Raw genomic sequence first — 12,668 nt, 5'->3', positions numbered from 1 at the left:
GTCCAAGCATTTATAACCGAGCATCATCTCAAGTTAATTTAGTCGTAATAAGTTGGCCTGCCTCATTAATTGTTACTTTCCATTTCGCTCCACTAACAGTCTTCATAATGATACCTTTACTTGCTTCTATTTCAATATCTCCAAACATTCTTCCGCCTGTTGTTGCTAACCAAGCATTCCCATTTTCCATAGAAGATCTCGCAAATATACGATTAATTCGAAAACGTTTATGGTCTTGAACATAACCACTCAGTGTAATTCTCGCTTTATATAGTTGACTCGCCTTCATATTCGATATAATTGTGTCGCCTACATTTAATGGAACATCCGATGCAACAACCCAATTTCCAGTTGCACTTAATGCATACTCAATTTTAATTTTCTTCGGACTCTCTCCCCATCCAAAATACATGCCAAAACAATTCAACATTTGGATTGGATTTTTCGTAAAATCTAATTCAATCACAACTGGATTACTATCCGGAACATCGATATAGTTTACACTTTGTTCATCTATTAAATTAAAACAATTTGCAAGATTCCCCCCGTAAGGTAATTTCCCACTTACTTGCTTAACAGTATACTTCTGCTGAGCATTTACTAATATATCATCTTGGTTCCCTATTAAATGTGGTTTATTTAATGTAATCGGCAACTGAATCCGAAGAGATTCTTCATAGGTAGACTTACAAACATTGTATTGTCCTTTATCTACAATAGTTGTGGAAAGTAAATTCGAAAAAAGGTAGTTACGATGCGAATTAGAAGAAAATTCAATGACAATCTGTTCGCTACTCATCCGGTACGTATCCCAGATCATACAATCAAATGTATTATAAGCGCCCGTACAACGAATTACTTTTTTCGTTTGCTGTCTACATTGTACTTGAATATCATGAAATGTATTACCTGAACTTTCATTTGGCAAATCACTATTTCCATCTACTTCTATCCCATACTGACATCCATCAATAAATATAGATTGAAATACATTTGCATTAATCCAGCAAGGGGTATTTATATCATCTATAAATTCTGTCTTTAAATGTATTGCAGTTTGAAAGTTTTTAATTTGAATAAAGTTGACTTGAAAAAAACTAATATAGTCCCATGCTTTTTGACAATAAAAGTGTATAGCCTTTCCTTTATATGACGACGTTGCATTTATTATATTTATATTTGATATAAGAGAGTGATTAGGAACTTCTATTTGTTGTGAACCGGAAACATAAATAACTGCAGATTGAAACAGTGGATTTATAACTTGAACTGTACCACCTGTTATAGACGCATTTTGTTGCAATTCGAACGCATTAAAATCTCCATCGATTTGTAGTGTTACAGTAGGATCTAGCTCTAATCTTACATTTGATTTAACAACAACCGGCTTTACAATTTTGTACGTATTTACCCCTGTAATTCTAACCGTCGAAATTCGATTCGCTACACAATAATTTATAGCTTGCTGAATTGCTAATGAACTATCATTTCCCGAGTTTGGAACTGCTCCAAAACAATCAATATGAACGCTATTTTCTGGTGCACAATCTTCTTGGGAAGAAATATATTCTGACAAAATAAATTCACTCCTCATATTACCTTTTTCATATAATATGTGAGTTTTATCTTAAAAGTTTCTATAATAAAAAAAACAAACGACTTCTACAGTCATTTGTTTAATTCATATAAATCTTTCGTTTCTTCTATCATTTTCGTTAACGAGAAATATCTCTCTGCTTTCTCTCGTGCTTTCAGTCTAATACCATTCACCTTTTCTTCATTCTCTTTTAGTTCCTCAAGCGCACTTACAAATCCTGATTCGCAATATTCAGATATCAAAACACCTGATTCTCCATCTATTACTGCTTCATTTATTCCGCCGACATCTATTGAAATAATTGGTGTTCCTGTGGCCATCGCTTCAATTACCACCATCGGAAACACTTCACGAAAAGATAATAAAAGTAGGGCATCCATATTCCCTATAAATCTATGTGGTTCCGAAATATTCCCTAACATCTTTACATTTTGCTGCAATCCATACTTTTCTATTTCTTTCATAATAGACTCTTTCTCTGGTCCATCACCAGCAATATAAAACTTAAAATCATCTCTCTTTCTCAACACATTTGCAATTTTTACAAATAGTTGATGGTTTTTTTCTTTGGATAATCTGGCTAATATCCCTACATGATAAGTAGATTCTGTCTTTTTCTGCCGAAATAAAAACTTTTCAATATCCACACCATTATAAATCGTCTTTATTTTTTCTGCAGCTACATGCATTGAAATTAAATTATTTTTTTCAAACTCACTTACTGTAATAATATTGTTCACATATTTATTCATGAAATAACGAAAAAGAATTGGCATTTTCTTTTCTAATATCGTTACATTATGTTTCGTATACACGACTTTTATCTTTTTTTTCATAGACTTTTGAAGTAGAAATGAATATAAAACCATTCGTAAACTATTTGCATGAATAATTTCTATCTTTCGATCACAAATTTCTCTTCGCAAGTAATAAATATTTCTCAAATGATTCCATCGACTAAGCAACATGAAATTTTCTTTTCTAGTAAGAGATTCATATAGTTCTCCATCACCTGCAGCTGTATAAACTGTAAAGTTCTCATCACGCAAATTGCTTTCCAATTTACAGAAATAACTTTCAGCTCCTCCAGTTATCAATTTGTCTGTCATCAACAATATATTCATAACTGCGTCTTCCCAACTACATTGATTTTATTTTTTCTATAGGCATGAAAAGCATACTTACTAAAATAGTAAAAAATTTGCACTGCATTCAATCGTTTTTGTTCCTTTAATAATTTCCAATACCGAAAAGCCGCTCTCATTTTATTTCTCGAAACAGAATTCTCTACAATTCTATACTTCGCTAACACTTGCTGTATTCCTTTCGCTTCATGCCCTTCATGTAATAAGTTTAGCCATAGTGCTGTATCTTCCGGCTGTACATTAGGCATTTCAATATGCGAAATTTTTTCCCGATCAATCATTACTGTTAAACAACCGATAATTGTATTTCCTGCCAAACGATGATAGTCAACAAATTTTGGTACATTCACTTCTCGATTTAGTCCGTTACCGTTTTCATCAATTAAACTATACGATGTATATGAAAAGGCCGCATTCATTTCTTCCATAAATAACAATTGCGTCTTCAATTTATTTGGCAACCATATATCATCGCTATCTAAAAAAGCAATATATCTTCCTCTCGCCTCTTCAATCGCTAAATTCCGAGCTTTCGCAGCACCAACATTTTCTTTTAACGATATTAGCCTAATACGCGAGTCCCCTTCTATTATCTCTTTAATTTTTGCAGCAGATTGGTCAGTTGAAGCGTCATCAACGATAATCATTTCCCAATTTTCATATGATTGATTTTGTACTGATAAAATCGTCTCACCTATAAATCGTATACTATTATAAGAAGGTGTTATTACAGAAACATGAGGCGCCTTATTATGTGCTGATAGACATTTTACCATCTACCTTTCCCCTTCCTTCATATATTGAAATGTACTTCACAACCATTGCTAAAAATAAAAAGAACGCTTCGTTAATAATGAGTGACAATGACATCATCTGAAATAAAAATGCAATCATAGTCAATAAAAGATACGGTTTTTCACGAAACAGAGTATACTGCGTTAATTTAAACATTAATATGCATAAAAAAGCGCTATATAAAAGAAAACCAATTGTACCCGATTCAGACAAAATTTCTAAAAATGTATTGTGCACATATAATTTTTCATTAAATTGAAACTCATAATAATTCGAAAAATTAAACGCACCAATTCCGATATATGGATTGGATACATAATATTTAAAAGCAGCTTCCCATAATATAAATCTTCCACTTCCATTATCATGCGAAAAATCAGAAATTCGTTTATTCAATATATCATCCAATTGGCCACCCATTACACTATTCGATAAACTGAAGATCACTACACCAAACAATAGTAAACTCATTATTATTTTTATTTTTTTTGCAAAACTAGATGTACATACATATACAAAAACGACGAGCACAAGTGCTAATATCCCTCCCCTTGAGAAAGTTAATAAACTTGTCGTAACACATAAAATCAATCCTAAAATGTTCGTCATATTATGTAGGTTTGTCATATAATACATAAAAAATATTGTATTATAAAAAATAAAAATGTTAGGATCATCTAGCAAACCAATTAATCTTGGGTACCCTCTATCAACTAATAGTCCGGCAAAAATTTCTCTTTCTTCTCCACCGTACAATCCAAAGTGCTGTAAACCGACTATATACAGTATTAGACTTACAATATTAAATAGAATTCCTACATAGACAATAGATGATTCAAGTGCTGCTATTTCAACATTTCCTACTAAATTTCTCATTATAAAATAACAACCTAAAACAAGTAGCACACCAAAAATCATACGAATACTAGCATGTAAATATATAGAAAGAATTCCACTGAAACAATAGATGAAATAAAATAGTAAAAATACAACTTCGTGAAAATATAGCTTTTGAATATGAAAGTTTTTAACTGTTACACAAAAATATATGACTAAAAAAATCATATATATCTTCAGCGAAAATCCAATATATATGTTGTATTTACTTAACATGACAAATAATATTAAGAGCATGATCCATTTCATCGATATTTTCATATTATTTTCCATAGGCTATATCCCCTGTTTCGTAATATAATCCTTTTTGCGTGTTTTTCTTATAAACGAAAGAAGAAGTTTTTTTAGCTCATAATCATATAGGAATATACCAACTACTACGATTAACGTATTCAGAACGAGCGCAATGAAATGATATGTATGCAACATATATTGCACCCCAATAAAAGTTACGCCAAAATAAATCGTATAAGGTATGACAATTTGAAATACAATTTCCCCCTTCACTACACTTACTGCTATATACCCAACTAAAGCTACAATTTCAAATAAAACCATAGCATAAGCAGCTCCTATCACCCCACCAATACTACTAAAGCTATAAAGCATAATCCCACCTATCACTAATGCTATACATTGCACAACTGTTCTTTTATTTTGACATCCACTCGTTGTTAAGCCGTCAGCTATAGCAATATTTAAACTTTGCAGCACAATGAGAAATGATAATATTTGGAGTGGCTCTACTGTATTTCTCCATTCCTCATGAAAAAATATAGAAATAAAGTATGGAGCTAAATAATATAAACCTATTGTCATACATATTCCCACGATCGCCATTAATTTTATTTGAAGTAAGTTTAATTTCGTATGCTCTTCTAATTTATTCTGATTATAATGCTTAAAGAGCACTGGATAAAACGCCCCCGCAATCACCCCTGGTACTTGATATAAAGCTGCTGGCATCCGATAAGCCACCGCGAAAACACCTACCATACTTAATGGCAATGTATAGTTAAGTAAGATAGGTGCTAATTGTGGCGTACTCATTATTAAAAAACCACTAATAATAAAAGGTGTCACTTGCCAAAACAACGCTTTATGAATTACAACTTTCATATTCACATTCGTCTTTCTTTTCATTACATATATGCTGCATATACCACCAATCATATAACCAAATCCATATAAACGCGCAGTTATATAAACTGGTAACTCTCCGAAAATACAAAAACATGTAATGATAATGACAACTGCCGCTGATACAACTTTAATAAGTGCTATATACTTCATACGCTCCGTTAGCTGAAAGTAGGCAATCCCTATATTTTGCCAAGTTAATCCTATTAACATGAAAAACATTACGTTTATCATCATATAAATCAAATTTCTATCCGCATACATATAATGAATAGCAATATAGCCGATTATAGAAATAAAAATAAGTAGAATCATCCTTACCTTTATATACGACGATAAAATCATCTCTAAGTCTATTCCATCTTTTGCCCCTTCTCGAAGAAACGTATTCGTTAGTCCTAAATCTGTAAAAAATAACATAAAAAACGTCACTGCTATAGCAACACTAAACATCCCATAATTTTGTGCATTAAAAAAATTTGCTAAAGCAATTAAACTCACAGCCTGAAGAAGATTAGCTAAAATTGTGCTATAAAATAGATGGATAATATTATTTAAAATAGATCTACCCATACCTGTTCTCCTTTGCAAGCAACCTACTTACATATATTTATCTTGCACCATTACGGTTCAATACAATTAAAACAGTTTTACATAAAATACGAATATCCATCCTGATCGTTTTCATTTCAATATACTCCATGTCCAACTTCAATTTTTCTTTTGCATCAAGATTATACCCTCCATTTATTTGTGCCCATCCTGTTAACCCTGGTTTCACGATTAAGCGGTCTTTGAATTCTGGAATATACGTATCAAATTGTTTATAAAAATACTCTCTCTCTGGCCTAGGTCCAACAAAAGACATATCGCCTTTTAAAATATTGAAAAGTTGCGGCAATTCATCAATTCTCGTTTTTCTTATAAATGATCCAACTTTAGTAATTCTTGGATCATTTTCATCTGCCCATTGTGGTCCATTTATTTCAGCATCTGTTACCATCGACCTTAATTTAAATACATTAAATCTCTTCCCATTCATGCCTAAACGTTCTTGAAAATAAATTGGAGCTCCTGCTGTTTCGAAAACAATTATAATACAAAAAAACAACATAATTGGCAGCGTAACTAATAACAATATGAGTGAAAATATAATATCAAACAAGCGCTTTATACTTCGATTCAAAATACTGGTCTTTTCTTGGGCCGGAATCGTATACAACTTGGCTTGATTTGTTTCACGAATCATAAATCGTTACCCCCACATTCAAGAATATAAAACTATACCTATTAATTCACATTCTTTCTTCTTTATATTCGCTATCACTTTTTGCACAGTACGTAGGGAATCTTTTCTCTTTTTAACTGCTAAGACCACTCCATCGCATTTCCCTGCAATCATGTGCGTAGCAGGAAGCTCAAATACTTCAGAGGAATACAAGAAAATGTAATCAAAATCTTCCTTCCATTTTGCAATTACATCATCAAATTCATCTGTAGCAACTAAAGGTGTACCGGTGTGTACTGTTTTTTTTGCAGGAATACAATATAAGTATTTAGATAAGTTACTAGAGAAAGTTTCATAACTACAGGAGGGATCGCTTATTATATCATTCACTGTTTTCGTATGGTTGCTTTGTAATAATAGATGTAGCTTAGGATCGGAAAAATTCACATCGATAAGTAACACCTTTTTTTTCATTTCTGCAAATACTAGCCCTATATTGACTATAAACGAGGCAACAACGCCTCTATCCTTCGTTGAACTAATTGTGAACACTTGTTTCCCCGATTTTTTTAACTCGTGATACAGCGTATAAAACTGCTCTTTCATTAAAGTATCATGCGGGTCAAATGGAAGCCGTTTCTTTGTCTTAAACATCGACATGTTCACCTCGATATATAGATGATTGCGGATCAACTTCTGTAGATTTCTTTTTTCTTTTCGGTTTCATATTTATGTAACCAATAACAGGGATTGTTGTTATTTTCTCCAAATCTTGTTCGACGTATATACGCTCATCAAAATAATCTCGAAATACAGCTAAACCTACCCCAACAAAAAAACTAACAAGTAAAGAAATAGGGATAATAAGTTGAAATTTCGGAAACAGTTTTTCAGCTTTTTCCTGTAACTCAGGGTCAGTTAATATTTTTACTCCCTGTACATTCGTATACTGCTGAAAGCTTTTTTGAGATTGTTCTGCCAGTGACTTTACAATTTCTTTTACAATTTGAGGATCCGAATCTTTTACTGTAACAGTAACAATTTGTGAATTGTCCATATTCACTACTGAAATCTTTTGAGCTAATTCGTAACTTGATTGCTCTAATTTCAAAGTTTTTTTGACGGTTGAAATAATAAGTGGACTTTTTAAAATATCAACATACGAAGTTACGAGTTGCTTATTTTCCTGTGTTTTATTTGCTGAATTTTCCTTATTAAACTCATCTAAATTCCCAACGAGAATTTGTGTTGAATATTGATATGAAGGCTTTAATACGTACATAGAGATAAGAATTAGAGAAACAGTTAAACAGCACATCGTCAAAATAATTGTTACTATCCTTCTTTTCAATAACTGTTGAAAATCCTTCATACTAATTTCTTGCTTCAATTATTTCACCGCCTTTGTCTGATTCATATTCTGCACATCATTCTTTACAGATAACTCTTTCTTCTTTCTATTCGCTTGCTTTGTTACATACTTTCCGACTCTGAATGCAAATTTTTCTACAAATATATACGAAAGCATTGCAAGTATAAATGAAAAAACGAGTGAAAAAATTAAAATGATAGGCAACGGCAATATTTCATGAAGCATGTATATAAGGGAAAATAACGATATGATATGGTATAAATAAAGACTGTAAGAAATCTTCCCCAAATATAACAAGTATTTATTACGCAGCAACGATGACAAAGTTGATACTGCTAAACTTAATATGACAAATAAACATGCACTTATCGCTACTACGTAGTCTCGCAATATAAAATTATTGAGCACTTTAATTTCTCCGATAAGCCCTTCATACATATAAAGTAAAATCGCTAATAAAAACCATGCAATTTTCTCATTTTTAGTACGATTACTATAAAAAACTATTACATTATTTTTATACTTCGCAACTAGTGCCCCTAGTAAAAACAGTACTGTGTAATGCAGGGTTAATGCATAGCTTGTTAATGTTAAACTTGAATGAAATAACAATAGAATCACGACAGAACATATACTAAAACTAAACAATGTCAATAACGAATCCCTCAACGTTTTTCGTAAACAAACCATCAAAACTAACGGGAAAATTATTGATATTCGCATTTCATGAACAAGTGACCAAATTACGCCGTTATATGCATCTGTATTATATTTCCCAACCAATAATATATGCTGCACGATTAGGCTTAAAGAACTTTCAAGCGTCCATGAGCGATTAAACCATTCACTTAAATCAGAAATTCCATATTTACTCATTGTAGTTTGGCATAAAATAGCTATCAGTATTGCTACGATATATGGAATATAAATTCTGCATATACGCTTTAAAAGGAAGGACCTATAACTATCGTAGTTGTTTTGAATGGATCTATACAAAACAAATCCACTCAAAACAAAAAAGATAATAACAGATTCGTTACCACTACTAAAAATTAGACGAGCAGGTGTTTCTTTTAATAGATACATAACAAATGGTTTATTATCTTCATAACTGTAATTTTGAAATACTGAAAAAATCATTAAATGATGACCAATCATTACTACCAATGAGGAAATTCCTCGAATTGAATCCAGTTCTTCATACCTATCCATCGTTTTATATCAACTCCTAATGAAATGATAATAATCATTTCAAAGCGACACCATTATTCATATTCCTCTCCTTTCTTTTCATTCCAATTTTTCATATTAAAATGATTTATAGCGTAATTTTGAATGTATTGTAACATTTTTTGCAATATTATGAATAGTTAATCTTTTTAATTGATATATACCAATTTCAACCTCGAAAAATGAAAAAAATTGGTAGAAAAACACTATGAAAATATGTTGTATATTTACAAAAATTAAAGAAGAGAATATAGTTATTTCAATATAAAACAAAAAAAGATAGCCTTTATCGGCTATCTTTTTTACCTTATTTAGTTGCTAGAGCCACTATATGTGACATGTCGTTTCTCAATTCGTTCCTCAATTTCTTTCATATTTTCTTTATTATTTAATAGTGATTGTTTATTTTCAATTAATAGTTGTTTAAAAGATTTTCTCACTTTTTTTCTCATTTTATTGTCCTCCTTGGGGGATGGTTTATATAAAGTGAAACTTTAATCAGTGGGGGGTCTTACTGCCCATTAAAGTGGGATAAAAGATAAAGAATTATCTGGTTGTTCTTATAATAATTGATTGTTGTGAATTCCATTTGAACTTCATATGAAAATTACATTTATTTTCTGACAACTTTGTGAACACGAAAAAAGAGCTCCTTCTAAAGCAGTTTTCTAATCGCTTTATTTCATTACATAATTCGCCATTTACGCCATCTTATATCAATTACCTTGTCGAAATATTTATATATATTTCTAGCGCAGTTTCATATACTTTCGCTAACTTACATACTGTGTTCCAAAATAAAAAAGAAGGTGCCACCTAGTCAAAGTTCGACTCATGCAACATCCTTCTTTCTAAACTATTTACAGCATATTGATTAATATTTCAGGTCTTCCCCAATTCATTTCTTCACAAACGAATCGTAATTTTTCTTCATCTATTGTGTGTAATCCTTCTTCTAGTGAACATGAAATAGGAACTTCACAATGAATTTGCGCTAATTGTAATGAAATATTTAAATTCTCTAAATCACTTTCGATCTTCGTACGTTGCGCTTTCGTTAATGATGCCACATTTTCTAGTACAGTTGCTACTGTACCATGTTCTTGAATAAGCTTATACGCTGTTTTTTCACCGATACCTTTTACACCTGGGTAATTATCGCTCGTATCTCCCATGAAAGCTTTCGCATGCACGATTTGCCACGGTTCTACACCTTTTTCTTCCATAATTTTCTCCGGTGTGTAATACTCGTAATTTCCAATTCCTTTGCGCAGAAGCATAACTGTAACGTTCTTATCAACAAGTTGAAGTAAATCCGTATCACCTGTTAAAATATAAACTTCCGCTTCATTGCAGTATTGTTTTGCTAGTGTACCGATACAATCATCCGCTTCATACCCTTTCATGCCGATAACTGGAACAGATAATTTCGCAGTCATTTCTTGCACTAGATCAAATTGCGGAATTAATTCTTCAGGTGGCGCTGCACGATTCGCTTTATAATTTGAGAACGACTCTGTTCTAAATGTTGTACTTCCCATATCCCAGCATGTTACGATGTGTGTCGGTTCAATTGCTTGCATTGCCGTTAATAAATGTTTCATATAACCATGAATCCCGTTTGTAGGGGTACCATCTTGTCGTTTCATAAACTGCCCGTAGACACTTGTTGCATAAAAAGCACGAAATAATAGTGCCATACCATCAACTAATAATACTTTTTTCATAATTCCTCTCCTACCAAAAAAAATAATAACCCCACGTCATCACGTAAGGTTATATAAATAGATTACCATTCTACGTTTTTCAACTTTGTCTATTATACATTGTTTTTGTATATTTAGCATCATTTACACATTAAGACGTTTTACTACAACAAGTATGAAGAATCCCTGTATACGTATTTTTCCCAGTTGAAACTACTACAGCTTTTGCATTTCCACTAACAATATACGTCCCTTTGAAACATACATTTTCAAGTTCAAGTGGATTATAGTCTTTCATTCTTTTCAAAGGAATAAATCGTTTGCGTTCAAGATGATAACAACTTTCAAATTTCTCAACACTTGCATCGTTTCCTGTTAGCACAGATTCATTTACTAATAAATCATTTGCATAAATGATACGTACATCTGCTGGTACTGTATCACCTTCTGAAAGGAAAATCATATCTCCTGGAACAAGCTCTTGTACTGGCAAATCCATCATTTTTAATTCACCGTTTAAACCTGTTACACTAGAACATTCTACTCGAGACACAGTAATCTTCTCACATTGTAATCCATCTCTCACATGTTGTTTTGAAAAACCTGGGATCATTCCACCTAGCTTCATCATCACTTCTGCAATACGAGCTCTTTTTGAAGTTAATTCATTTCGGCCGTATACTTGAATACGTTTTTGTGCCTCTTTCATAGACAATCCATCTCTTGTTGTTTTAAAATACGCAAATACAGATTTTACATCTCTCGTTGCGATTTCAATTAATAAATCTTTATTTTTTTGAAGCATCGTTTGTTCTTTCATTGATTTTTTGCTTAATTTATATGACGTGTTACCCACAGTTTTGTTTGCATATAACATATTATCGTCTCCTCCTTTACAACGTAGGAAGAAACGCTTTGTTTCTCAATTTATCCACTTTACGGTGAAAGTGTCTAGCGCCTAAACATACATATAAACGCTACATGATGATAAATATAGAGGGAGGAACAAGTCGTTTCCTGCCTACATCATATATTTTTGATTTGAAGTATATGGGTAACGGAACCGAGTCAGAATTTGACATGCTCCTCACCTCCTCGTTTTATTTTATAGTTTATACTATGAAATTACTCATAGCTTTGTAACAAAAAGACCCTTACTCCGAAAAGAGTAAAGGCCATGACATACACAAATAAACGATTCCTAATACAATTAGAAATCTACGGACCTCTCCCTCGCCGAGTTTTAGCACTGTATAGCATAGGTACATTACCAGCTACGTTAAGAAAAACCTTAATTCGATCATTCCTGTTGACCCATTGGCGTCTCTCGACATTTTTGGGCAGTAGCATTTCTCTATACAGGAGCCTCACCTAACAGAGACTTATTTTTATTACATAGAAAATGTTACTCTTATTTAAAATAGATGTCAACACCTTGAATGGAATCTTTTCCTTATTACAACAACTCCCTCTCATATACATACGATTTCTCTTTCTACGTATCAAATGAATGAAGCACATATTTTAAAATTAGTAAAAATAAAAACCTTACGTTTAA

The 12,668-nt window shown here is 32.1% G+C and carries 12 protein-coding genes and 1 riboswitch; all 12 genes read right to left on the bottom strand.

What is annotated here, in order from left to right; all coding sequences use genetic code 11:
• Window positions 1–28: 28 nt before the first annotated feature.
• The gene (locus MR070_RS05755; protein WP_070805642.1) at window positions 29–1,576 is read right to left on the bottom strand and encodes a glycoside hydrolase family protein; all 1,548 of its coding nucleotides are present in this window, start codon (window positions 1,574–1,576) and stop codon (window positions 29–31) included.
• A gap of 92 nt (window positions 1,577–1,668) precedes the next feature.
• Entirely contained in the window at window positions 1,669–2,721 is a 1,053-nt protein-coding gene (locus tag MR070_RS05750) for a glycosyltransferase family 4 protein (protein WP_001023695.1), read from the bottom strand.
• Window positions 2,718–3,518, bottom strand: a complete 801-nt coding sequence (locus MR070_RS05745; RefSeq protein ID WP_000237688.1) for a glycosyltransferase family 2 protein — start codon at window positions 3,516–3,518, stop codon at window positions 2,718–2,720. The genes MR070_RS05750 and MR070_RS05745 overlap by 4 nt, the downstream gene beginning before the upstream one ends.
• Complete coding sequence (locus MR070_RS05740) at window positions 3,493–4,707, bottom strand: O-antigen ligase family protein (protein ID WP_242260742.1); 1,215 nt, start codon at window positions 4,705–4,707, stop codon at window positions 3,493–3,495. The genes MR070_RS05745 and MR070_RS05740 overlap by 26 nt, the downstream gene beginning before the upstream one ends.
• Before the next feature lie 3 nt (window positions 4,708–4,710).
• Complete coding sequence (locus MR070_RS05735; protein ID WP_044790372.1) at window positions 4,711–6,147, bottom strand: oligosaccharide flippase family protein; 1,437 nt, start codon at window positions 6,145–6,147, stop codon at window positions 4,711–4,713.
• A gap of 37 nt (window positions 6,148–6,184) precedes the next feature.
• Entirely contained in the window at window positions 6,185–6,823 is a 639-nt protein-coding gene (locus MR070_RS05730) for a sugar transferase (protein ID WP_044790373.1), read from the bottom strand.
• An 18-nt stretch (window positions 6,824–6,841) separates the two neighbouring features.
• Window positions 6,842–7,462 carry a CpsD/CapB family tyrosine-protein kinase gene (locus tag MR070_RS05725; RefSeq protein ID WP_041184092.1) on the bottom strand — a complete coding sequence of 207 codons (621 nt, stop codon included), beginning with the start codon at window positions 7,460–7,462 and terminating at the stop codon, window positions 6,842–6,844.
• A complete protein-coding gene (locus tag MR070_RS05720; protein WP_000806895.1) occupies window positions 7,449–8,192 on the bottom strand; it encodes a YveK family protein in 744 nt (247 codons plus the stop codon). Before MR070_RS05720 ends, MR070_RS05725 begins: the two co-directional genes overlap by 14 nt.
• Window positions 8,193–9,386 carry an acyltransferase family protein gene (locus tag MR070_RS05715; RefSeq protein WP_000376426.1) on the bottom strand — a complete coding sequence of 398 codons (1,194 nt, stop codon included), beginning with the start codon at window positions 9,384–9,386 and terminating at the stop codon, window positions 8,193–8,195.
• Window positions 9,387–9,715: 329 nt separating this feature from the next.
• Window positions 9,716–9,856: an FbpB family small basic protein gene (locus MR070_RS05710; protein WP_001228049.1), complete on the bottom strand. Its 141-nt coding sequence runs from the start codon at window positions 9,854–9,856 to the stop codon at window positions 9,716–9,718.
• Window positions 9,857–10,264: 408 nt separating this feature from the next.
• A complete protein-coding gene (locus tag MR070_RS05705; protein WP_000757053.1) occupies window positions 10,265–11,131 on the bottom strand; it encodes a 5'-3' exonuclease in 867 nt (288 codons plus the stop codon).
• A 130-nt stretch (window positions 11,132–11,261) separates the two neighbouring features.
• Complete coding sequence (locus MR070_RS05700; protein WP_000964970.1) at window positions 11,262–11,987, bottom strand: P-type ATPase actuator domain-containing protein; 726 nt, start codon at window positions 11,985–11,987, stop codon at window positions 11,262–11,264.
• 343 nt (window positions 11,988–12,330) lie between these two features.
• A riboswitch (M-box (ykoK) riboswitch) is annotated at window positions 12,331–12,496 on the bottom strand.
• Window positions 12,497–12,668: the final 172 nt, after the last annotated feature.

Origin of the sequence: Bacillus cereus group sp. BfR-BA-01453 (genome assembly GCF_022662915.1) — a bacterium.
In the GTDB taxonomy this organism is placed as follows: Bacteria; Bacillota; Bacilli; order Bacillales; family Bacillaceae_G; genus Bacillus_A; species Bacillus_A paranthracis.
This window is presented reverse-complemented; position numbering and strand designations above follow the sequence as displayed.

Bases quoted from the DNA above. Each gene is read 5' to 3' on its own strand.
- MR070_RS05750 (WP_001023695.1), bottom strand. From the start codon at position 2,721: ATGAATATATTGTTGATGACAGACAAATTGATAACTGGAGGAGCTGAA.
- MR070_RS05745 (WP_000237688.1), bottom strand. From the start codon at position 3,518: ATGGTAAAATGTCTATCAGCACATAATAAGGCGCCTCATGTTTCTGTA.
- MR070_RS05740 (WP_242260742.1), bottom strand. From the start codon at position 4,707: ATGGAAAATAATATGAAAATATCGATGAAATGGATCATGCTCTTAATA.
- MR070_RS05735 (WP_044790372.1), bottom strand. From the start codon at position 6,147: ATGGGTAGATCTATTTTAAATAATATTATCCATCTATTTTATAGCACA.
- MR070_RS05730 (WP_044790373.1), bottom strand. From the start codon at position 6,823: ATGATTCGTGAAACAAATCAAGCCAAGTTGTATACGATTCCGGCCCAA.
- MR070_RS05725 (WP_041184092.1), bottom strand. From the start codon at position 7,462: ATGTCGATGTTTAAGACAAAGAAACGGCTTCCATTTGACCCGCATGAT.
- MR070_RS05715 (WP_000376426.1), bottom strand. From the start codon at position 9,386: ATGGATAGGTATGAAGAACTGGATTCAATTCGAGGAATTTCCTCATTG.
- MR070_RS05710 (WP_001228049.1), bottom strand. From the start codon at position 9,856: ATGAGAAAAAAAGTGAGAAAATCTTTTAAACAACTATTAATTGAAAAT.
- MR070_RS05705 (WP_000757053.1), bottom strand. From the start codon at position 11,131: ATGAAAAAAGTATTATTAGTTGATGGTATGGCACTATTATTTCGTGCT.
- MR070_RS05700 (WP_000964970.1), bottom strand. From the start codon at position 11,987: ATGTTATATGCAAACAAAACTGTGGGTAACACGTCATATAAATTAAGC.